Consider the following 21,142-nt stretch of genomic DNA (forward strand, 5'->3'; position numbering starts at 1 on the left):
GCCGGCCCCGAGGTCGACATCAACGCAGTCCGCGTTGAAGTTCGTCCAGCTCACGGATGTATTTGAAGATTTTGCGGCTGGTGGCCGGCGGTTTGTTGCGTGCAACTTCGTGTTGCGCCTGACGGATCAGCGAACGCAGTTGCTGACGGTCGGCGTCGGGGTATTCGACAACGAATTTCTCGAGGTCGGCGTCATCACCTGCGATCAGGCGATCTCGCCAGCGCTCCAGATTATGAAAACGTTCGTTGTACTGGCGAGTGGATGCGTCGAGTTGATCCAGAAGCACCAGAATGGCTTCCTGGTCCTGATCGCGCATCAGCTTGCCAATGAACAGAATATGCCGTTTTCGGGCGATATTGGCCGTGTGTTTGGGCGCTTCAGCCAGAGCCTTGCGCAAGGCGTCGGTCAGAGGCAGCTTGGCCAGTACATCGGCTTTGAGTGTTGTCAGTCGCTCGCCGAGATCAACCAGAGCATGCAGCTCTCGTTTGACCTGGGTTTTGCTTTTCTCCCCGTCGAGGGAGTCGTCGTAAGAATCAACCATGGGGGCAGTCCGCAAATAAACGCCGCCATGATAACCAGTCGAGGGCCGCTTGTCCGGCCCGGTCGGTATTCGGCCTGTGCTGAAAGAAGAATTTGATGGAGAAAGTCATGAGTGCAACCCAAAGCGTCGGCCCACAGGCCTTGCCCGAGCTGCAGGAACAGGTCGAGCAGATCATCGCTGAAGCCAGGCGTCAGGGCGCCAGTGCCTGCGAAGTCGCTGTGTCGGTGGATCAGGGGCTGTCGACATCGGTCCGTCAGCGTGAAGTCGAGACAGTCGAATTCAATCGCGATCAGGGCTTCGGTATCACCTTGTACGTAGGGCAGCGCAAAGGCTCTGCCAGTACGTCGGCAACAGGCGCCGATGCCATCCGCGAAACGGTCGCTGCCGCACTGGCGATCGCCGAGCATACATCCGAGGACGAAAGCTCCGGTCTGGCCGATGCGGCGTTGATGGCCAAGGAAGTCATGGATTTCGATTTGTATCATGCCTGGGACATCACCCCCGAACAGGCCATCGAACAGGCGCTGACCTGTGAAGCGGCTGCGTTCGACGCCGACAGCCGCATCAAGAATGCGGACGGCACCACGCTCAACACGCATCAGGGCTGTCGTGTATACGGCAACAGCAATGGCTTTGTTGGCGGCTATGCGTCGACCCGGCACAGCCTCAGTTGCGTGATGATCGCCGAGGGCGACGGCCAGATGCAGCGCGACTACTGGTATGACGTCAATCGCAAGGGCCAGTTATTGGCCGACGCGCAGAGCATCGGTCGCAAGGCTGCATTGCGTGCGGCGAGCCGTCTGGGCGCGCGTCCTGTGCCAACCTGCGAAGTGCCAGTGCTGTTCGCTGCCGAGCTGGCGGGTGGCCTGTTCGGCAGTTTTCTCGGCGCGATTTCCGGCGGCAACCTGTACCGTAAATCATCGTTCCTCGAAGGTTCGCTGGGCCAACGGCTTTTCCCGGAGTGGATGACCATCGACGAGCGTCCGCACCTGATGCACGCCATGGGCAGCTCGGCGTTCGACAGCGACGGTCTGGCGACCTATGCCAAGCCGTTTGTCGAGAACGGCGACCTGGTTTCCTACATATTGAGCACCTATTCCGGCCGCAAGCTGGGCATGCCGAGTACCGCCAATGCGGGGGGCGTCCACAACTTGTTCGTCACTCACGGCACAGAAGATCAGGACGCGCTGATCCGACGCATGGGGCGTGGCCTGCTGGTCACCGAGCTGATGGGCAGTGGCCTGAACATGGTGACTGGTGACTATTCTCGCGGGGCTGCAGGTTTCTGGGTCGAAAACGGCGAGATCCAGTTCCCGGTTCAGGAAGTGACCATTGCTGGCAATATGCGTGACATGTTCAAGCAGATCGTCGCCGTCGGCAGCGACCTTGAATTACGCAGCAACATCCGTACAGGCTCGGTACTGATCGAACGGATGATGGTGGCGGGAAGCTGAACCCCCGGCACCACTTGAGCGACTCCTCATGCCAATGCGCTGCATTGGCATGCAGTTTTTGAACGATCCCCGCCGCACTCCCTTCGCATCACCCTTCCATGATCAGAACTCATGAGTGACTGATCGCTCTTGTGTTACCCCTTTCAAGAATCAATCTCATCGGCAGGCTTGTGTTGAGTCAGAATCTCATTTAATAATGAGTATCATTTGAAGGTGTATTTTGGCTGCCTGTGTCATTTGATCCGCTCAGCCAGCGCCTCTGGAGGTATGTCATGCAGCATTGGAAACGCACCATTGAACAGGCCAATCGCTGTTTCAGTCTTGGTGAGTGGGTCGAGGCGCGTGAGTTGTACCTTCAGGCGCTGGCCCTGGCGCAAGTGCTGTTCGAACGCTGGAAGGATGTCGACGAAGCCGTTGCCGCCTGCGTGATCTCCCATCACAACCTGGCGGACCTGCACCTCAGTCTCGGTCAGCCGGAGGAGAGCGCGGAGTACCTCTGTGCGATCCATCAGCATTTATTGCAGACCATGCAGAACCCGCGCCTGCCACCGTCCCTGCGCCAGGCTGCACTGCGCCACAGCAGCAAAACCTATGCAGAGCTGCTGAGCTTCATCAGTGAACATGGCGAATATCCGCGTACCCATCGACTGCTGAACTGCAACGGCGAGCGCCTCAGGTCGTCGCTACAGCACGATTCCACTGCCTCCTCAGGCCTTTTCCACGGAGCACATTGATATGTCCTACACCTTGCCAGCACTGCCTTACGCCTACGATGCACTCGAGCCGCATATCGATGCGCAAACCATGGAAATTCACTACACCAAGCATCACCAGACCTACATCACCAACCTCAACGCAGCGGTCGAAGGAACCGAGTTTGCCGACTGGTCCGTCGAAAAGCTGGTGGCCAGCGTCAGCCAACTGCCTGAGAACCTGCGCCCTGCGGTTATTAATCAGGGCGGCGGCCATGCCAACCATTCGCTGTTCTGGGAAGTGATGGTGCCCGGCGGCGGTGGCTTGCCCCAAGGCGCTATCGCGGCTGCAATCGATGAGCAGCTGGGCGGCTTCGAGCGTTTCAAGGAAGCTTTCACCAAAGCGGCATTGACGCGTTTTGGCCGCGGCTGGGCCTGGCTGAGTGTCACCCCGGACAAAAAGCTGGTCGTTGAAAGCAGCGGCAATCAGGACAGCCCGTTGATGAACGGCAATACGCCGATTCTAGGCCTGGATGTATGGGAGCATGCCTACTACCTGCGGTATCAGAACCGTCGGCCCGAATACATCAACGCGTTTTACAACGTGATCAACTGGAACGAAGTTGCCCGACGCTATGAAGCCGCACTGGCCTGACTGTCAAATCAGGCGAGTCTGCACGTGCGCTCTGAAGTGCTTACTATCAGCCGTGTGAGGCGGTTGCGTCTTGTTGTCGGGGCGCTTCTGTTTATGGCGGGAATGGCGCTGTTGGCAGGGCAGGGCCTGAGCTGGTTGCAGGTGCAGTGTTGCGGGTGATGCATCGAGCATCCGCGTGACGTACCTGGTACGAGGGCTTATTCGCCCTCGTCGAACTTGTTATCAATCAGCTCTACCAGCCCGTCCAGCGCTTCCTGTTCGAACTCGCCTTCGGTGTGCAGATGGATCTCGGTGCCTTTGCCAGCTGCGAGCATCATCACCGCCATGATGCTTTTCCCGTCGACCATGCTTTCCGGCGCGCGGCCGACTCTTATCTTGCAGGGAAACTTGCCTGCGACACCTACGAATTTGGCGGCGGCACGGGCGTGCAGACCCAGTTTGTTGATAATTGTGATTTGACGGGCGGGCATCGCAGAGAAAATCCTTTCAGCTAAGGTCGCGGTGGCGAACCTGAACATTCTTGAGTGATTGTTGCAAGACCTGACCAAGCCTTTCTGTCAGGTAGACGGAGCGGTGATGCCCGCCGGTGCAGCCGATGGCAATAGTAACGTATGAACGATTACTGGCAGCGAACCGTGGCAACCATTTATTGAGGTAGGAGAAGATATCCTGAAACATTTCTTCTACATCGGGCTGCACTGACAAATAGTCGATGACCGGCTGCTCAAGGCCTGAATGGTCGCGTAGCTCGGGCTTCCAGTAGGGGTTGGGCAGGCAGCGCACGTCGAAAACTAGATCTGCGTCAACAGGCATGCCACGCTTGAACCCGAAAGACTCGATCAGGAAGGCGGTGCCTGGCTCAGGCTTGTTCAGCAAGCGCAGTTTGAGCGCATCGCGCAGCTGGTAGAGGTTCAGGTGAGTGGTGTTGATCTTCAGGTCGGCCAGGTCGATGATCGGGCCGAGCAGGGTGGTCTCGTCGCGTATTGCTTCGGCCAGTGAACGATCTGCCGTACTCAGCGGATGGCGACGACGGGTTTCCGAAAAGCGCTTGAGCAGCGTTGCTTCGTCCGCATCGAGGTACAGCACGTCACACTGGATATTGCGCGCGCGCACTTCATCGAGCATTTGCGGAAAGCGGGTCAGGTGGCTTGGCAGGTTGCGTGCATCAATTGAAACCGCCAGCAACGGCTCGGCCAGCTCGGTATTGATCAGCGCGCGCTCTGCCAGCTCTGGCAGCAGGCCGGCCGGAAGGTTGTCGACGCAGTAGAAGCCACTGTCTTCAAGAACATCCAGCGCGGTACTTTTGCCCGAGCCCGAGCGGCCACTGACGATGATCATGCGCATGGTCAGGTCTTTCCGTTCTGCACGTCCAGCACCACTTGATAAAGCGCTTCGTTACTGGTGGCACTGCGCAAGCGCTTACGCACATCTTTATCGTCGAGCATGCTGGCGATCTGGCGCAGCAACTCCAGGTGCTCATCGGTAGCGGCTTGTGGCACCAGCAATACAAACAGCAGGTCTACCGGCGCACCATCGATGGCGTCAAAATCAATCGGGTTGGCGAGGTGAATCACGGCACTTACAGGCTGCTCGCAGGCGGCAAGGCGGCAATGAGGGATGGCTATGCCATTGCCGAAACCGGTCGATCCCAACTTTTCGCGAGCCACGAGACTGGTAAATACGGTGTCCGTATCTATAGTCGGGACTTCGCGACCGATCAGGTTGGCGATTTCCTGGAGTACAGACTTTTTACTGCCGCCCGGCGCGTTCACAAGTGAACGGCCGGCGGTCAGGATATTTTCAATTCGGATCATTTAAATGGGCGTTAGCGAGCGGCCGCACCTTTGAGGATGCTTTGCTGCTTTTCCTTATGCTTGAGCAATTGTCTGTCGAGCTTGTCAGTGAGCAGGTCGATAGCTGCATACATATCGTCATGTTGAGCATTGGCAACGACCTCTCCACCGTGGATATGCAGCGTGGCTTCGATCTTTTGCTTTAGCTTCTCGACCGCCATCGTGACCTGCACGTTCGTAATCTTGTCAAAATGCCCCTCGAGCTTCCTGAGCTTGAGCTCAATGTATTCGCGAAGGGGTTTGGTCACTTCCAGTTGGTGTCCACTGATGTTGACTTGCATACAGTTTCTCCTTTGCCAGTGCATAAAGCGACAGGCGTGATGCCTGTCACCGGGACGCTGTGGCTCGGCCTGCATCACATCAATCGCTTACGCTCACTGGAAGGCGCTATCCCGAGTGACTCGCGGTATTTGGCGACTGTGCGACGGGCTACTTGAATGCCTTGTGCCTCCAGTAAACCAGCGATCTTGCTATCACTCAACGGCTTTTTCTGATTTTCCGCAGCGACCAGTTTTTTGATGATCGCGCGGATCGCCGTAGACGAGCATTCGCCGCCTTCGGAGGTGCTCACATGGCTCGAGAAGAAGTATTTCAGCTCGTAAATACCGCGTGGGGTGTGCATGAACTTTTGCGTCGTCACCCGCGAGATGGTCGACTCGTGCATGCCCACTGCCTCGGCAATGTCATGCAGGACCAGCGGTTTCATGGCCTCGTCGCCGTACTCGAGAAAGCCTCGCTGATGCTCGACGATCTGGGTGGCCACTTTCATCAGGGTTTCGTTGCGGCTTTGCAGGCTCTTGATGAACCAGCGGGCTTCCTGCAACTGGTTGCGCATGAAGGTGTTGTCGGCGCTGGTATCGGCGCGACGCACGAAGCCGGCGTATTGCGGGTTGACGCGCAGGCGCGGTACGGATTCCTGATTGAGTTCGACCAGCCAGCGCTCGTTGTCTTTTCGCACGATTACATCGGGAATGACGTATTCGGCTTCCGTAGACTCGATTTGCGAACCAGGGCGTGGATTGAGGCTCTGGATCAATTCGATGACCTGACGCAGTTCATCTTCCTTGAGCTTCATGCGGCGCATCAACTGCCCGTAGTCGCGGCTCCCGAGCAGGTCGATGTAGTCGGTAACCAGACGTTGCGCTTCGGTCAGCCACGGGGTTTTGGCCGGAAGCTGGCGCAGCTGCAGCAGCAGGCATTCGCTCAGGTTGCGCGCCCCTATGCCTGCCGGCTCGAACTGCTGGATGCGATGCAGAACGGCTTCTATTTCGTCGAGTTCGATATCCAGCTCAGGATCGAAGGACTCGAGGATTTCTTCGAGTGTCTCGTCCAGATAACCCTGGTTGTTAATGCAGTCGATCAGCGTAACGGCTACCAGGCGGTCCTTGTCGGACATCGGCGCAACGTTCAGTTGCCATAGCAGGTGGCTTTGCAGGCTTTCGCCTACCGAGGTCCGGGTGGTGAAGTCCCACTCGTCATCGTCATTGCTTGGCAAGCTGCTGGCACTGGTCTGGTAAACGTCTTCCCATGCCGTATCGACCGGCAGTTCGTTCGGTATGCGCTCGCTCCACTCGCCGTCCTCCAGGTTGTCCACGGTAGGCGCGGATTCCTGATAGGTGGGTTCTTGAACGTCTGGGTTGGGCTTTTGTTCGATGTTGTCGGCAAGCGGGTCGGAGTTGTCGAAGTCGTCGCCTTCTTCCTGCCGCTCAAGCATAGGGTTTGACTCCAGCGCCTCTTGAATCTCCTGCTGGAGGTCCAGAGTGGAAAGCTGAAGTAAGCGGATTGCCTGTTGCAGCTGCGGTGTCATCGTCAGCTGCTGGCCCATTCTCAAGACTAGCGATGGTTTCATGGCAGGGGCTAAACACCTTATTCGCCGGCGCACACGCGCCATCTACTACAGGCGCCGGAGCGCCATCATTAAGCAAATTATATGCCTGAAACCTGTACCTTTGCCTAGAGCGTTATGACAAATAAAATAATGTCAATACGCTGCCCGGGCTTCCACTGCCGCGATGTGCGGCGGCAGTCGATCAGAGGCGGAATTCGTGACCGAGGTAGACTTCCTTCACCAGCTGATTCGCGAGAATGGTCTCTGAATCACCTTCTGCAATCAGCTGTCCGTCATTGACGATGTAGGCAGTTTCGCAGATGTCCAGGGTTTCCCGAACGTTGTGGTCAGTGATCAGTACGCCGATACCCTTGGCCTTGAGGTGGTGAATGATCTGCTTGATGTCGCCCACCGAAATCGGGTCGACGCCTGCAAACGGTTCATCCAGCAGGATGAATTTCGGCGCAGTGGCCAGAGCGCGGGCGATTTCGACGCGGCGACGCTCGCCACCCGAAAGGCTCATGCCCAGATTGTCGCGGATGTGGGTAATGTGGAACTCTTGCAATAGGCTTTCCAGCTCCTTGCGGCGGGCTCCGGCATCGAGTTCCTTGCGGGTCTCGAGGATCGCCATGATGTTGTCGGACACGGACAGCTTGCGGAAGATCGATGCTTCCTGGGGTAAGTAGCCGATACCTGCGCGGGCGCGACCGTGCATGGGTTGATGGCTGACATCCAGATCATCAATAAGTACTCGACCCTGATCAGCCCGCACCAGGCCGACGATCATATAGAAGCAGGTGGTCTTGCCGGCGCCGTTGGGGCCTAGCAGACCGACGATCTGGCCGCTGTCGATGGAGATGCTCACATCGCGCACGACCTGTCGGCCCTTATAGCTTTTAGCCAGATGCTGGGCTTTGAGCGTCGCCATTACTGGGCCTTCTGAGGTTGATCGGTTTTCTTTTTGGGCTGGATGACCATGTCGATACGCGGACGTGGTGTGGTCAGCTTGGTGCCACCATTGGCGCGGCCAGCAGTGACAACCTGCCTGACCGTGTCATAGACGATCTTCTCGCCTTCGGAGGTATTGCCGTCATTGATAACCTTGGCCTTGTCGATCAGGACAATGCGGTCCTGCCCGGCGTAATACTGAATAGTGACGGCATACGCCTGCACGATCGGCTTGTCCGGCGCAGGCTTCTGCTCGTAATAGGCCAGGTTGCCGACCGAGGTGAAAACGTCGACTTCCCCTTGGGCATTACGTGTGATCGTTACCGTGTTGCCGGTCACTTTCATCGAGCCCTGGGTGATGATGACATTGCCCTTGTAGGTCGCAACGCCTTTCTTGTCATCGAGCTGGGCATCGTCCGACTGGATGTGGATCGGCTGATCGCGGTCAGTTGGCAGGGACCAGGCGCTCGCGCTTCCCAGTGCTGCGCCCAGGCCGAGCAATAAAGGAAGAGTTTTAACGAGACTCATACTGTCCTCTTACGTTGGAGAGCAGGTCCATCCTGCTGTCTTTCAAATACGCTTTCATTCCCTTGGCCGTAGTGACACCGCCCGCGCCGTCGATTCTAACGTCTTGGTCGGTCTCCGCATATTGCTTCTGAGGGAATACGGTCATGCGACTACTGGTGATAATGGTCGTACGTTGTTTCTCATCGGTGCGCTCCACACGAACGGCGTCCATCAGTTCGACCTGATCGCCGGCCGATGAAACTTCGCCTCTTTTGCTCTGCACGTGCCAAGGGAACTCGCCACCACGGTACATATGCAGATTCGGCATTGTCAGCAGGCTCACGTCCGTGGCCTTTACATGCTCTACCTTGTCGGAGGTCATGTCGTACTGAAGTGTGCCGTCGGGCAAGTACTGCACGCTGCGTGTATTGATTGCATAGTAGTCGATGGCGGTGTCGTCAGCCGACCCTGCAGGTTGATCCATGAAGCTTTCCGGGCTGACGTTCCAATAGCCGACAGCTGCCAGCAGTACTGCCAGTACCCCGAAAAGCAGGAACTTCCGAATTTTTTTAGTGAACATAATGGCTTCTATAAATAGGCGGAGTGAGCCGCTTCAAGGTTGCCTTGCGCACTCAGAATCAGTTCGCAGAATTCGCGTGCAGCGCCTTCGCCGCCTCGCGCTTTGGTTATCCCGTGTGCATGCTCGCGTACAAAACCTGCCGCGTTGGCGACGGCCATGCCCAGACCGACGCGTCGAATGACTGGCAAGTCTGGCAGATCATCGCCCAGATAGGCGACTTGTTCGTAATCAAGTTTCAACTCGGCCAGCAATTGATCCAGTACCACCAGCTTGTCTTCACGCCCTTGAAACAGGTGCGCGATGCCCAGGCTCTTCGCCCGGCGCTCGACGATCGACGTTTTACGGCCGCTGATAATGGCAGTAGTAACGCCCGAGGCTATCAGCATTTTTATGCCCTGGCCGTCCAGTGTGCTGAAAGTCTTTATTTCGCTGCCATCTTCCAGGAAGTAAAGACGACCGTCAGTCAGTACGCCGTCGACGTCGAAAACGGCCAGCTTGATAGCCTTGCCGCGTTGCATGAGATCCTGTGTCATCGTTTCGGTATCCATTACATGACGCCTGCGCGCAAGAGATCCTGCAGGTTGAATGCGCCCACAGGCCGGTCGTTCCGGTCTACGACAACCAGAGCGCCGATCTTGTGGTCTTCCATGATTTTAAGTGCTTCGGCGGCAAGCATCTCTGCGTGCACGGTCTTGCCGTGAACAGTCATGACGTCATCGATGGTGGTCTGGCGGATATCGACAGGGCGGTCCAGCGTTCTGCGCAGGTCGCCGTCCGTGAATATGCCAGCGAGGGTGCCGTCGGCTTCCAGAATGGCAGTCATGCCCAGGCCCTTGCGGGTCATTTCCAGCAGCGCGTCCCTGAGCAGGGTGCCGCGCTGGACGCTGGGCAGCGCGTCACCGGAGTGCATGACGTTCTCGACCTTGAGCAGCAGGCGTCGGCCAAGTGCGCCACCCGGATGAGAGAACGCGAAGTCTTCGGCAGTAAAGCCTCGTGCGTCGAGCAGCGCCACAGCCAGGGCGTCGCCCATGACCAGTGCGGCGGTGGTAGAAGAAGTCGGCGCAAGGTTCAGCGGGCAGGCCTCATGCGCCACGTGGGCATTCAGGTTGATGTCTGCGGCCTTGGCCAGAATCGAGTCGGGGTCGCCGGTCAGGCTGATCATCTTGATGCCCAACCGTTTGATAAGAGGCAGCAGGGTTACGATCTCGTTGGTGCTGCCGGAGTTGGACAGCGCCAGAATGATGTCATCGCGGGTGATCATGCCCATGTCGCCGTGACTGGCTTCGGCCGGATGCACGAAAAAAGACGTGGTGCCGGTGCTTGCCAGTGTGGCTGCGATCTTGTTGCCAACGTGTCCGGACTTGCCCATGCCGACCACCACAACCCGCCCTTTGCTGGCCAGGATCATTTCGCACGCTCGCACGAAATCCCCGTCCAGGCGCTCAAGCAAGCCTTGCATGGCTTCTATCTCGAGACGAATGGTGCGTTGCGCCGAGTGGATCAGATCACTGGATTGGTTCATGTCTGGAAAGGGTCAGCCTGCTGAAAGGCGGCGATTATAGCGGTAATGAACGATTCCCTCACGTCTGATCGTCGTTGTGTTGTTTTTAAACGAATTTCCTACGCGACTGCGGGTCTGTATTCAAGCCTGTGGCCATAACATTGTGGTACAGAATATTTTAGCGAATACCTGAACCGGTCGGTTCTCTTCTTGGGGGCGGTTGGCTGCGGTGATATAGTTCGCGGCTTGTTCGGACTGCCTGGGCAGCTTGTCTGCCGCCACTGTTCAGTGGCCGAGGGCGGATGCTGTATCGCAAGGAGTTTAGATGAGTTCTGATGACGCCTATGCGGTCGAGTTGAAAGGTGTGTCTTTCAAACGCGGTACGCGCACCATTTTTAATGACGTCGATATTCGTATTCCACGCGGCAAGGTCACGGGAATAATGGGGCCGTCTGGCTGTGGCAAGACTACCTTGCTGCGCCTGATGGGCGCTCAGTTGCGCCCGAGCGCCGGCCAGGTGTGGGTGAACGGCCAGAACCTGCCCGATCTTTCGCGCAGCGACCTGTTCGACGCGCGCAAGCAGATGGGCGTGCTGTTCCAGAGCGGCGCGCTGTTTACCGATCTCGACGTTTTTGAAAACGTCGCCTTTCCATTGCGTGTGCACACCGAACTGCCGGAAGAGATGATCCGCGACATCGTTCTGCTCAAGCTTCAGGCCGTAGGCCTGCGCGGCGCGGTAGAGCTGATGCCCGATGAGCTGTCGGGTGGCATGAAACGTCGTGTGGCGCTGGCTCGTGCGATTGCCCTTGACCCGCAGATCCTGATGTACGACGAGCCTTTCGTCGGGCAGGACCCGATTGCAATGGGGGTGCTGGTGCGCCTGATCCGCCTGCTCAATGATGCGTTGGGGATCACCAGTATCGTGGTGTCTCACGACCTCAGCGAGACGGCGAGCATCGCCGACTATCTCTATGTTGTGGGCGATGGACAAGTGCTGGGGCAGGGTACGCCACAGGAACTGATGTCCTCGGACAATCCGCGTATTCGTCAATTCATGACCGGCGAGCCCGATGGCCCTGTGCCGTTCCATTATCCGGCGCCGGATTTTCGCGAAGATCTTTTGGGGAAGCGCTGATGCGCAATAAGTCACTGATGGACCGGGTTCGTCTGCTTGGACGTTCGGCCATCGATATCGTTGCTGTTCTGGGCCGCTCCGGCCTTTTTCTGGTGCATGCCCTGCTGGGGCGTGGTGGTGCTGGCAGCAGTTTTCAGCTGTTGATCAAGCAGCTGTATTCCGTCGGTGTGATGTCTCTGGTCATCATCGTGGTCTCCGGCGTATTCATCGGGATGGTGCTGGCGCTGCAGGGCTTCAGCATTCTTGCCAAATACGGTTCCGAGCAGGCCGTCGGTCAGATGGTCGCCCTGACGTTGCTGCGCGAACTGGGACCGGTGGTCACAGCCTTGCTCTTTGCCGGTCGCGCAGGGTCTGCACTGACCGCCGAGATCGGCAACATGAAGTCCACCGAGCAATTGTCGAGCCTTGAGATGATCGGCGTCGATCCGCTCAAATACATCGTTGCGCCGCGCTTGTGGGCCGGTTTTATCTCGTTGCCGATTCTGGCGATGATTTTCAGCGTGGTGGGTATCTGGGGCGCTTCCTGGGTAGCGATAGATTGGCTGGGAGTCTATGACGGTTCTTTCTGGTCGAACATGCAGAACAGCGTTTCTTTCACGAACGATGTGCTCAATGGGGTGATCAAAAGCGTCGTATTTGCCTTCGTGGTGACATGGATTGCCGTTTTCCAAGGGTATGACTGCGACCCTACTTCCGAGGGGATCAGCCGCGCGACAACCAGGACGGTTGTATATGCCTCCTTGGCCGTGCTGGGACTGGACTTTATTTTGACCGCCTTGATGTTTGGAGATTTCTGATGCAAAACCGTGCCATCGAAACCGGTGTCGGCCTTTTCCTGCTGGCCGGGATACTGGCTCTGCTGCTGCTGGCCCTGCGAGTCAGTGGTCTGAGCACAAGCGCGAGCACCGACACCTATAAACTTTATGCCTACTTCGACAATCTGGCCGGTTTGACTGTCAGAGCCAAGGTCAGCATGGCTGGCGTGACTGTCGGCAAGGTGACCGCGATCGATCTGGATCGCGACACCTTTACCGGTCGCGTCACTCTGGAAATACAGAAAAAGGTCGACAACCTGCCTTCGGACTCGACCGCGTCGATTCTGACCGCCGGGCTGCTGGGTGAAAAGTACATAGGCATCAGTGTTGGCGGCGATGACAAGCTTCTCAAGGATGGCGGGACCATCCATGACACGCAATCGTCTCTGGTACTTGAAGACCTGATCGGAAAATTCCTGCTCAATACAGTAAGTAAAGACGCCAAGTGAGGAGCTTCAAATGATCTCTATTCTGCGCCGTGGTCTGCTGGTGTTGCTGGCCGCTTTGCCTATGCTGGCCAACGCTGCGGCGACCCCCTCGGCCCATGATCTGGTGGAACGCACCACCAAGGAACTGCTGAGTGATCTCGCGACCAATCGTGAAGAGTACAAGTCCAACCCGAGCGCGTTCTACGATGCGCTGAACCGCATTGTGGGCCCGGTGGTGGATGCGGATGGCATTTCCAAAAGCATCATGACCGTCAAGTACTCGCGCAAGGCATCGCCTGAGCAAGTAAAGCGCTTCGAAGAGAACTTCAAGCGCAGCCTGATGCAGTTCTACGGAAACGCACTGCTTGAATTCAACAATCAGGGCATCACCGTTGCGCCAGCCAAGGATGAAGGCGACGACCGTACCAGCGTGGACATGCAGGTGAAGGGCTCCAACGGTGCCGTTTACCCGGTTTCCTACACGCTGGTGAAGCTGAACGGCGAGTGGAAAGTCCGTAACGTTGTGATCAACGGTATCAACATCGGCAAGCTGTTCCGTGATCAGTTCGCCGACGCCATGCAGCGTAATGGCAATAATCTGGACACCACGATCAACAACTGGGCGGGCGAGGTTGCCAAGACCAAGTCCACCGTTGACGCATCGCAGAAGCCGGCACAATGAGCGAGGCCGCTGTTCGTCTGGCCGGCCCGGGCGAGTTGAAGCTGATCGGGGTGCTGGATTATCGTACCGGACCGCAATTGCGCAAGCAGGGTGCGGCACTGATCAAATCCGGTGACCTGCCCGAGCTGACGCTTGATTGTTCCGGTGTCGAGAAGTCCAGCAGTGTAGGATTGGCATTGCTGCTTGCTTTCATGCGCGATGCACGAGATGCAGGCAAGTCGATTACAGTCCGCTCGCTGCCTGAAGACATGCGCCAGATAGCCCGTGTTTCAGGTCTTACCGAGCTACTGGATACCCACTGACAGGCATCATCGAGAAAGCCCTTTATCCGGGACCCGTTCGTCGGGCTTCGCATAACATGGGCTTTTTTGTATGATGGCCGAGCCGCGCGCGTACAGCGCCGATCGAGGTTAAGCATGCAGGCTGTAGAAGTTAAAAGCTTCCTTGAAGGAAAGCTGCCGGAAATCAAGGTGGAAGTCGAAGGCGAAGGCTGTAACTTCCAGCTGAATATCATCAGTGACGAGTTGGCCGGCCTGAGCCCGGTCAAGCGTCAGCAGCAGATTTACACCCATCTGAACCCCTGGATTGCCGATGGCAGCATCCACGCGGTGACCATGAAATTTTTCAGCCGCGCTGCGTGGGCCGAGCGTACCTGAGCCAATTGGTGTCGAGACTCTAATGGATAAATTGATTATTACCGGCGGCGTTCGTCTTGATGGCGAAATTCGCATTTCCGGGGCAAAGAACTCTGCCCTGCCGATCCTTGCCGCCACGTTGCTGGCTGATGGGCCAGTCACCGTTCAAAACTTGCCCCACCTGCACGACATCACCACTATGATCGAGCTGTTCGGTCGCATGGGTATCGAGCCGGTGATCGACGAGAAACTCAGCGTCGAGATCGATGCTCGTACCATCAAGACCCTGGTGGCTCCGTACGAACTGGTGAAAACCATGCGTGCGTCGATTCTGGTGCTTGGGCCTATGGTCGCCCGCTTTGGCGAGGCCGAAGTGGCCCTGCCAGGCGGCTGTGCCATTGGCTCGCGACCGGTCGACCTGCACATCCGTGGCCTCGAGGCCATGGGCGCGATCATTGATGTCGAAGGTGGTTACATCAAGGCCAAGGCCCCAGAGGGCGGTCTGCGCGGTGCGCACTTCTTCTTCGACACCGTGAGTGTGACCGGTACCGAAAACATCATGATGGCTGCCAGCCTCGCCAACGGCCGTAGCGTACTTCAGAACGCCGCTCGCGAGCCTGAGGTTGTCGATCTGGCGAACTTCCTGATCGCCATGGGTGCAAAAATTCACGGCGCAGGCACCGACACCATCACTATCGATGGCGTCAAGCGTCTGGGGTCAGCCACCTACAAGGTCATGCCTGACCGTATCGAGACCGGCACCTACCTGGTGGCCGCTGCCGTTACCGGTGGTCGCGTCAAGGTCAAGGACACCGATCCGACCATCCTCGAAGCAGTGCTGCTCAAGCTTCAGGAAGCCGGTGCCGAAGTCACGACCGGTGAAGACTGGATCGAGCTGAACATGCACGGCAAGCGTCCGAAGGCCGTCAACGTGCGCACTGCGCCTTATCCGGCGTTCCCTACCGACATGCAGGCGCAGTTCATCTCGCTCAATGCCATTGCCGAAGGCACAGGCGCGGTTATCGAGACCATTTTCGAAAACCGCTTCATGCACGTGTATGAAATGCACCGTATGGGCGCCCAGATCCAGGTCGAAGGCAACACTGCAATCGTGACCGGTACCGAAGTGCTCAAGGGCGCGCCAGTCATGGCGACCGACTTGCGTGCATCGGCCAGTCTGGTGATTTCTGCGCTGGTCGCTCAGGGCGACACGTTGATCGATCGCATTTACCACATAGACCGTGGTTACGAGTGCATCGAAGAGAAGCTGCAAATGCTGGGCGCCAAGATCCGCCGCGTTCCGGGCTAGCAACCTGCGGCCCTGATGCCAAAGGCATGGGGCCGCCTGTTCTGTCGCGGGTGTGATTTCTGATTCGTTTCACCTCGGACCTCGGGCCGAGGGTTGTCACACGCCGTTTGCGTCGTGACAAAGGTTTCCTGATAAGGACTGACGTTTCCCATGTTGACCATCGCACTGTCCAAGGGCCGCATTCTTGACGACACCCTGCCGCTTCTCGCCGAAGCTGGCATCGTGCCGACCGAGAATCCGGACAAGAGTCGCAAGCTCATCATCCCCACGACTCAGGCTGACGTGCGTCTGCTGATCGTGCGTGCCACCGATGTGCCGACGTATGTCGAGCATGGTGCCGCCGACCTGGGCGTCGCGGGCAAGGATGTGTTGATGGAATACACCGGCCAGGGCCTGTATGAGCCGCTGGACCTGCAGATCGCCAAGTGCAGGCTCATGACTGCCGGTGCCATCGGCGCGGTGGAGCCCAAGGGGCGCCTGCGCGTGGCCACCAAGTTCGTCAATGTCGCCAAGCGTTACTATGCCGAGCAAGGGCGTCAGGTCGATATCATCAAGCTTTACGGCTCCATGGAGCTGGCACCGTTGATCGGTCTTGCAGACAAGATCATCGACGTGGTCGACACCGGCAATACCTTGCGGGCCAACGGTCTAGAGCCGCAGGAGCTGATCGCTCACATCAGCTCGCGGCTGGTCGTGAACAAGGCTTCCATGAAAATGCAGCACGCCCGCATCCAGGCCCTTATCGACACCTTGCGCAAGGCTGTCGAGTCTCGACACCGCAGCTGATCCCTCCACGCAACTTCGAGTTGCGTCCAGCGATCCGTGTCATAGCCAAATTTCTCAGGTGCCTGCGCGGATAGCTTGGTAGCTTTAGGCTCCTGAGCATCCGCCAATTATTGAGGCCCTGTTATGACCACTCCCACTGCAATTCGCCGACTCGATGCTGCTGACCCGGATTTCGCACGACATCTGGATCATCTGCTGAGCTGGGAGAGTGTGTCTGACGACTCGGTTAACCAGCGCGTGCTCGATATCATCAAGGCTGTGCGTGAGCGGGGCGATGCTGCGCTGGTCGAATTCACCCAGAAGTTCGACGGGCTGCAGGTTGCGTCGATGGCCGACCTGATTTTGCCGCGCGAACGTCTGGAACTGGCATTGACCCGCATCACACCGGTGCAGCGCGAAGCTCTTGAAAAGGCTGCGGAGCGCGTGCGCAGCTACCACGAGAAGCAAAAGCAGGACTCCTGGAGCTACACCGAGGCCGATGGCACGGTGCTGGGCCAGAAGGTCACGCCGCTCGATCGTGCAGGTCTTTATGTACCGGGAGGCAAGGCCTCTTACCCCTCGTCAGTGCTGATGAATGCCATCCCGGCGAAAGTTGCCGGTGTGACCGAAGTAGTGATGGTCGTGCCGACACCGCGTGGTGAAATCAACGAGTTGGTGCTGGCGGCAGCGTGCATCGCCGGTGTGGATCGCGTATTCACCATTGGTGGTGCGCAGGCCGTTGCGGCGTTGGCCTACGGTACTGAAAGCGTGCCGAAAGTCGACAAGGTCGTCGGCCCTGGCAATATCTATGTCGCCACGGCCAAGCGTCATGTATTCGGTCAGGTCGGTATCGACATGATCGCGGGTCCGTCCGAGATTCTAGTGGTGTGTGACGGTCAGACCGACCCTGACTGGATCGCCATGGACCTGTTTTCCCAGGCCGAGCACGACGAAGACGCCCAGGCCATTCTGGTCAGCCCGGATGCAGAGTTCCTCGACAAGGTAGCCGCCAGCATCACCCGGCTGTTGCCGACGATGGACCGGGCGGCGATTGTCGAAACCTCGATCAATGGCCGTGGCGCGCTGATCAAGGTGGCGGACATGGCGCAAGCCATCGAAGTGGCAAACCGTATCGCGCCTGAACACCTGGAGTTGTCCGTCGCCGACCCTGAAGCCTGGCTGCCGTATATTCGCCACGCGGGTGCGATCTTCATGGGGCGACACACCTCCGAGGCGCTGGGTGACTATTGCGCAGGCCCCAACCACGTGTTGCCGACTTCCGGCACGGCACGCTTCTCATCGCCACTGGGTGTGTATGATTTCCAGAAGCGCTCGTCGATCATCTATTGCTCGCCGCAGGGCGCCTCCGAGCTGGGCAAGACAGCGTCCGTACTGGCGCGTGGTGAGTCATTGAGCGGCCACGCCCGCAGCGCAGAATACCGAATCACTGACCCTGACTGGAAAGCTGGCAACATCGAGGACGGCAAATAATGAGCAAATTCTGGAGCCCTTTCGTCAGCAGTCTCGTGCCTTACGTGCCGGGCGAGCAACCGAAGCTGAGCAAGCTGGTCAAGCTCAACACCAACGAGAACCCCTACGGTCCGTCGCCCAAGGCTATCGAGGCCATGCGTGCGGTGCTGACCGACGACTTGCGTCTGTATCCCGACCCCAATAGCGACCTGCTCAAGCACGCTGTTGCCGGTTATTACGGCGTTCAGCCCAATCAGGTATTTCTCGGCAACGGCTCCGATGAGGTGCTGGCGCACATCTTTCATGCGTTGTTTCAGCACGACGCGCCGCTGCTGTTTCCGGACATCAGCTACAGCTTCTATCCGGTTTATTGCGGCCTGTATGGCATTGGTTACGAAACGGTGGCGCTGGACGAGCAGTTTCAGATCCGTGCCGAAGACTACGCCCGGCCGAACGCCGGGATCATCTTCCCCAACCCGAATGCACCCACCGGTTGCCTGCTGGGTCTGGACAAGGTCGAGCAGATCATCAAGGCCAGCCCGGACTCCGTGGTCGTCGTTGACGAAGCGTATATAGACTTCGGTGGCGAGACTGCGATCACGCTGGTCGATCGTTATCCCAATTTGCTGGTCACCCAGACCTTGTCCAAATCGCGCTCGCTGGCCGGTCTGCGCGTAGGTCTCGCGGTAGGGCATCCCGACCTGATAGAGGCGCTGGAGCGGGTCAAGAACAGCTTCAACTCGTACCCGCTGGACCGTATGGCCAACGCAGGTGGCGCGGCAGCTTTCGACGACCGCGAGCATTTCGAGTCAACGCGCGACAAGGTCATCGAAAGTCGTGAAGCGCTGGTCGAGCAGTTGCAGGACAAAGGCTTTGAAGTGCTGCCCTCGGCTGCCAACTTCATCTTCGCCCGCCATCCGCAACACGACGCTGCTGCGCTGGCTGCAAAGCTGCGCGAGCAGGGCGTGATCGTGCGCCACTTCAAGCAGCAACGTATTGCCCAGTTCCTGCGTATCAGCATTGGTACGCCAGAGCAGCATCAGGCTTTGCTGGAGGGCCTGAGCGGGATTTAAGGGGTAGCGCCGATCAGCCCTGAAACGGGGCCTTCAGGCTTCTGCCCGCTGGTTAGCGGGCAGAATCAAAAGCGGGTTTGTGCACAACACCAAGCGCGGAGCATGGGCTTCAGCCGCTAGCGCATTACTCCGGCGCTTCTGCAGGGGTAGGCGCAGGCGGTGGACGCAGGCCGACTTCGGCGCTCAGGCGCATTTCCTTGCCGTTGCGCATCACGTCGATGGCAATCTTGTCCTTGGGCTTGGTGCGCGCCACCTGGTTCATGGAGCGGCGGCCGTCACCGGCGGGTTGGCCGTTGATGCTCAGGATCACGTCACCCAGCTGCAGCCCGGCCTTCTGCGCCGGTCCGTCGCGGAAGATGCCCGCCACTACGATCCCGGGGCGATCTTTCAATCCGAACGACTCGGCCAGCTCCGGCGTCAGTGGTTGAACTTCGATGCCCAGCCAGCCACGAATGACCTGGCCGTGTTCGATGATCGACTTCATGACATCCATCGCAAGCTTGGTCGGAATGGCAAAGCCGATACCCTGAGAACCACCCGATTTGGAAAAGATCGCAGTGTTGATGCCGATCAGGTTGCCGCTGGCGTCTACCAGGGCGCCGCCCGAGTTGCCGGGGTTGATGGCGGCGTCGGTCTGAATGAAGTCTTCGTAAGTGTTGAGGCCCAGTTGATTGCGCCCGGTAGCGCTGATGATGCCCATGGTCACGGTCTGGCCGACGCCGAACGGGTTGCCGATGGCCAGAGCGACATCACCGATGCGAATGCCGTCGGAGCGTGCGATGGTGATCGCTGGCAGGTTTTTCAGGTCAATCTTCAGTACCGCCAGATCGGTTTCCGGATCGCTGCCGATCACCCTGCCGACGGTTTCGCGGCCATCCTTGAGCGCCACCACAATCTGGTCGGCACCGGTGGTCACATGGTTGTTGGTCAGGATATAGCCTTCGGGACTCATCATCACGCCAGAGCCGAGGCTTGACTCCATACGTTTCTGCTTGGGCGTGTTATCGCCGAAGAAGCGCCGGAACTGTGGGTCTTCGAACAGAGGGTTATTGCCTTTGTTCACCATCTTGGTGGTATAGAGGTTGACCACTGCCGGTGCTGCGGCGATTACCGCATCGGCATATGAAGACGGACCTTGCATGACATTGGTGGTCTGTGGCGCCTGCTGAAGATTGACGTCCAGGCTCGGCAGGCCGACCCATTGAGGATAGCGCTGAATAATCAGCAGGGCGATAAGCACGCCGGCCAGCAATGGCCAGCCGAAAAAGCGCAGTGCCTTGAGCATTGAACAAGTCCTGATGGTTGCGGGCGCAGAAAGTTTAGCCACGGGTGCGCCATAATGGCGGGCATTATACGAGTACAACGCAGCTCTGAACTGCATATTTAGGAGTCTTTTATGGCTGTTGCTCTCAGCACTCTGGTCGAAGAAGCCGACCGCTATCTGAACAGCGCCCGGATTCAGGATTACTGCCCCAACGGTCTTCAGGTCGAGGGGCGCCCGCAGGTCATGCGCATCGTCAGTGGCGTGACGGCCAGCCAGGCATTGCTGGACGCCGCGGTCGACGCCCAGGCGGATCTGATCCTGGTCCATCACGGTTATTTCTGGAAGGGCGAAAACCCCTGTGTCGTCGGCATGAAACAGCGTCGCCTGAAGACCTTGCTCAAGCACGACATCAGTCTGCTGGCCTATCACCTGCCGCTGGATGTGCATCCTGAGGTGGGCAATAACGTGCAACTCGCCCGTCAGCTGGACATTACGGTCGAAGGGCCGCTTGATCCGGAAAACGCGCGCGTTGTCGGACTGGTCGGTTCCTTGGCAGAGCCCATGACCCCGCGTGATTTCGCCCGTCGTGTACAGGATGCGCTGGGGCGCGAGCCGTTGCTTGTGGAGGGCAGCCCGATGGTTCGTCGTGTCGGCTGGTGCACCGGAGGCGGGCAGGGCTATATCGATCAGGCTGTGCTTGAGGGCGTGGACCTTTTTCTCAGTGGCGAAGCGTCGGAGCAGACCTTTCACAGTGCTCGGGAAAACGACATCAGTTTTATCGCCGCCGGTCATCACGCTACTGAGCGCTATGGTGTTCAGGCGCTGGGGGATTATCTGGCCCGCCGTTTCGCCCTGGAGCATATCTTCATCGACTGCCCGAACCCGATCTGACTGATCAATCAGCGGGGCATATGCATAGATCGTTTCGATCTAGATGCATCGCTGAATAGCGATATCACGCATGTTAAAGTGCCCGGCTCGAATACGGCCCGCAGGCCGCCCCGGTT

General features: G+C 58.1%; 26 protein-coding genes. 14 read left to right on the forward strand and 12 right to left on the reverse strand.

Features of this window, described 5'->3' with window-relative positions; all coding sequences use genetic code 11:
• Nucleotides 1-19: 19 nt before the first annotated feature.
• A complete protein-coding gene (gene yjgA, locus POR16_RS04585) occupies nucleotides 20-541 on the reverse strand; it encodes a ribosome biogenesis factor YjgA (protein WP_003364101.1) in 522 nt (173 codons plus the stop codon).
• A gap of 107 nt (nucleotides 542-648) precedes the next feature.
• On the opposite strand from yjgA, the gene pmbA reads away from it, so the two are divergent.
• From pmbA to POR16_RS04600, 3 genes are all read left to right on the forward strand, one after another.
• Nucleotides 649-1,995 (forward strand): metalloprotease PmbA, encoded by a 1,347-nt coding sequence (gene pmbA / locus POR16_RS04590; RefSeq protein WP_005889033.1) that lies wholly within the window; start codon nucleotides 649-651, stop codon nucleotides 1,993-1,995.
• A 272-nt stretch (nucleotides 1,996-2,267) separates the two neighbouring features.
• Nucleotides 2,268-2,729, forward strand: a complete 462-nt coding sequence (locus tag POR16_RS04595) for a tetratricopeptide repeat protein (RefSeq protein ID WP_005889034.1) — start codon at nucleotides 2,268-2,270, stop codon at nucleotides 2,727-2,729.
• Nucleotide 2,730: 1 nt separating this feature from the next.
• A complete protein-coding gene (locus tag POR16_RS04600) occupies nucleotides 2,731-3,342 on the forward strand; it encodes a superoxide dismutase (RefSeq protein ID WP_005889035.1) in 612 nt (203 codons plus the stop codon).
• Between the two features lie 197 nt (nucleotides 3,343-3,539).
• On the opposite strand, the gene POR16_RS04605 is transcribed toward POR16_RS04600, so the two are convergent.
• The 10 genes from POR16_RS04605 to POR16_RS04650 form a co-directional block, all read right to left on the reverse strand.
• Nucleotides 3,540-3,812, reverse strand: a complete 273-nt coding sequence (locus POR16_RS04605) for an HPr family phosphocarrier protein (protein ID WP_005889036.1) — start codon at nucleotides 3,810-3,812, stop codon at nucleotides 3,540-3,542.
• Between the two features lie 16 nt (nucleotides 3,813-3,828).
• Nucleotides 3,829-4,686 (reverse strand): RNase adapter RapZ, encoded by an 858-nt coding sequence (gene rapZ, locus POR16_RS04610; RefSeq protein ID WP_005889037.1) that lies wholly within the window; start codon nucleotides 4,684-4,686, stop codon nucleotides 3,829-3,831.
• Nucleotides 4,687-4,688: 2 nt separating this feature from the next.
• Nucleotides 4,689-5,156, reverse strand: a complete 468-nt coding sequence (ptsN, locus tag POR16_RS04615; RefSeq protein ID WP_005889038.1) for a PTS IIA-like nitrogen regulatory protein PtsN — start codon at nucleotides 5,154-5,156, stop codon at nucleotides 4,689-4,691.
• Nucleotides 5,157-5,167: 11 nt separating this feature from the next.
• Nucleotides 5,168-5,476, reverse strand: coding sequence for a ribosome hibernation-promoting factor, HPF/YfiA family (gene hpf, locus POR16_RS04620; protein ID WP_005889040.1), 309 nt, complete (start codon nucleotides 5,474-5,476; stop codon nucleotides 5,168-5,170).
• 74 nt (nucleotides 5,477-5,550) lie between these two features.
• On the reverse strand, nucleotides 5,551-7,044 hold the full coding sequence (locus POR16_RS04625; RefSeq protein WP_005889042.1) for an RNA polymerase factor sigma-54: 1,494 nt from the start codon (nucleotides 7,042-7,044) through the stop codon (nucleotides 5,551-5,553).
• A 181-nt stretch (nucleotides 7,045-7,225) separates the two neighbouring features.
• Nucleotides 7,226-7,951: an LPS export ABC transporter ATP-binding protein gene (gene lptB / locus POR16_RS04630; protein ID WP_005889045.1), complete on the reverse strand. Its 726-nt coding sequence runs from the start codon at nucleotides 7,949-7,951 to the stop codon at nucleotides 7,226-7,228.
• Complete coding sequence (gene lptA, locus POR16_RS04635; protein WP_005889046.1) at nucleotides 7,951-8,499, reverse strand: lipopolysaccharide transport periplasmic protein LptA; 549 nt, start codon at nucleotides 8,497-8,499, stop codon at nucleotides 7,951-7,953. The genes lptB and lptA overlap by 1 nt, the downstream gene beginning before the upstream one ends.
• Entirely contained in the window at nucleotides 8,486-9,058 is a 573-nt protein-coding gene (lptC, locus tag POR16_RS04640; RefSeq protein WP_005889048.1) for an LPS export ABC transporter periplasmic protein LptC, read from the reverse strand. Before lptC ends, lptA begins: the two co-directional genes overlap by 14 nt.
• An 8-nt stretch (nucleotides 9,059-9,066) precedes the next feature.
• Complete coding sequence (locus tag POR16_RS04645; protein ID WP_024668800.1) at nucleotides 9,067-9,606, reverse strand: KdsC family phosphatase; 540 nt, start codon at nucleotides 9,604-9,606, stop codon at nucleotides 9,067-9,069.
• Nucleotides 9,606-10,580 carry a KpsF/GutQ family sugar-phosphate isomerase gene (locus POR16_RS04650; RefSeq protein ID WP_024668801.1) on the reverse strand — a complete coding sequence of 325 codons (975 nt, stop codon included), beginning with the start codon at nucleotides 10,578-10,580 and terminating at the stop codon, nucleotides 9,606-9,608. Before POR16_RS04650 ends, POR16_RS04645 begins: the two co-directional genes overlap by 1 nt.
• 304 nt (nucleotides 10,581-10,884) lie before the next feature.
• Here POR16_RS04650 and POR16_RS04655 point away from each other — a divergent pair, with 304 nt between their 5' ends.
• From POR16_RS04655 to hisC, 10 genes are all read left to right on the forward strand, one after another.
• Nucleotides 10,885-11,694, forward strand: coding sequence for an ATP-binding cassette domain-containing protein (locus POR16_RS04655; protein ID WP_005889055.1), 810 nt, complete (start codon nucleotides 10,885-10,887; stop codon nucleotides 11,692-11,694).
• The gene (gene mlaE, locus POR16_RS04660; RefSeq protein ID WP_005889057.1) at nucleotides 11,694-12,491 is read left to right on the forward strand and encodes a lipid asymmetry maintenance ABC transporter permease subunit MlaE; all 798 of its coding nucleotides are present in this window, start codon (nucleotides 11,694-11,696) and stop codon (nucleotides 12,489-12,491) included. The genes POR16_RS04655 and mlaE overlap by 1 nt, the downstream gene beginning before the upstream one ends.
• Nucleotides 12,491-12,958, forward strand: a complete 468-nt coding sequence (gene mlaD / locus POR16_RS04665) for an outer membrane lipid asymmetry maintenance protein MlaD (protein ID WP_005889059.1) — start codon at nucleotides 12,491-12,493, stop codon at nucleotides 12,956-12,958. Before mlaE ends, mlaD begins: the two co-directional genes overlap by 1 nt.
• Nucleotides 12,959-12,968: 10 nt before the next feature.
• Nucleotides 12,969-13,619, forward strand: a complete 651-nt coding sequence (locus POR16_RS04670; protein WP_005889061.1) for an MlaC/ttg2D family ABC transporter substrate-binding protein — start codon at nucleotides 12,969-12,971, stop codon at nucleotides 13,617-13,619.
• On the forward strand, nucleotides 13,616-13,921 hold the full coding sequence (locus POR16_RS04675) for an STAS domain-containing protein (RefSeq protein WP_005889063.1): 306 nt from the start codon (nucleotides 13,616-13,618) through the stop codon (nucleotides 13,919-13,921). The genes POR16_RS04670 and POR16_RS04675 overlap by 4 nt, the downstream gene beginning before the upstream one ends.
• Nucleotides 13,922-14,035: 114 nt before the next feature.
• Entirely contained in the window at nucleotides 14,036-14,275 is a 240-nt protein-coding gene (locus POR16_RS04680; RefSeq protein ID WP_005889065.1) for a BolA family protein, read from the forward strand.
• A gap of 22 nt (nucleotides 14,276-14,297) precedes the next feature.
• Nucleotides 14,298-15,563 carry a UDP-N-acetylglucosamine 1-carboxyvinyltransferase gene (gene murA, locus POR16_RS04685; protein WP_005889067.1) on the forward strand — a complete coding sequence of 422 codons (1,266 nt, stop codon included), beginning with the start codon at nucleotides 14,298-14,300 and terminating at the stop codon, nucleotides 15,561-15,563.
• Between the two features lie 150 nt (nucleotides 15,564-15,713).
• Nucleotides 15,714-16,349: an ATP phosphoribosyltransferase gene (hisG, locus tag POR16_RS04695; RefSeq protein ID WP_005889068.1), complete on the forward strand. Its 636-nt coding sequence runs from the start codon at nucleotides 15,714-15,716 to the stop codon at nucleotides 16,347-16,349.
• Nucleotides 16,350-16,472: 123 nt separating this feature from the next.
• Nucleotides 16,473-17,819 (forward strand): histidinol dehydrogenase, encoded by a 1,347-nt coding sequence (gene hisD / locus POR16_RS04700; protein ID WP_005889070.1) that lies wholly within the window; start codon nucleotides 16,473-16,475, stop codon nucleotides 17,817-17,819.
• Nucleotides 17,819-18,871 carry a histidinol-phosphate transaminase gene (gene hisC, locus POR16_RS04705; RefSeq protein WP_005889071.1) on the forward strand — a complete coding sequence of 351 codons (1,053 nt, stop codon included), beginning with the start codon at nucleotides 17,819-17,821 and terminating at the stop codon, nucleotides 18,869-18,871. Before hisD ends, hisC begins: the two co-directional genes overlap by 1 nt.
• 124 nt (nucleotides 18,872-18,995) lie before the next feature.
• Here the strand turns inward: hisC and algW are convergent, their stop codons facing one another.
• A complete protein-coding gene (gene algW, locus POR16_RS04710; protein ID WP_005889072.1) occupies nucleotides 18,996-20,156 on the reverse strand; it encodes a Do family serine endopeptidase AlgW in 1,161 nt (386 codons plus the stop codon).
• 111 nt (nucleotides 20,157-20,267) lie between these two features.
• Between algW and POR16_RS04715 the strand changes: the two genes are divergently transcribed.
• Nucleotides 20,268-21,026 carry a Nif3-like dinuclear metal center hexameric protein gene (locus tag POR16_RS04715; RefSeq protein ID WP_005889073.1) on the forward strand — a complete coding sequence of 253 codons (759 nt, stop codon included), beginning with the start codon at nucleotides 20,268-20,270 and terminating at the stop codon, nucleotides 21,024-21,026.
• Nucleotides 21,027-21,142 lie beyond the last annotated feature (116 nt).

The sequence above is a fragment of the Pseudomonas coronafaciens pv. oryzae str. 1_6 genome (assembly GCF_000156995.2).
GTDB classification, from domain to species: Bacteria; Pseudomonadota; Gammaproteobacteria; order Pseudomonadales; family Pseudomonadaceae; genus Aquipseudomonas; species Aquipseudomonas tremae.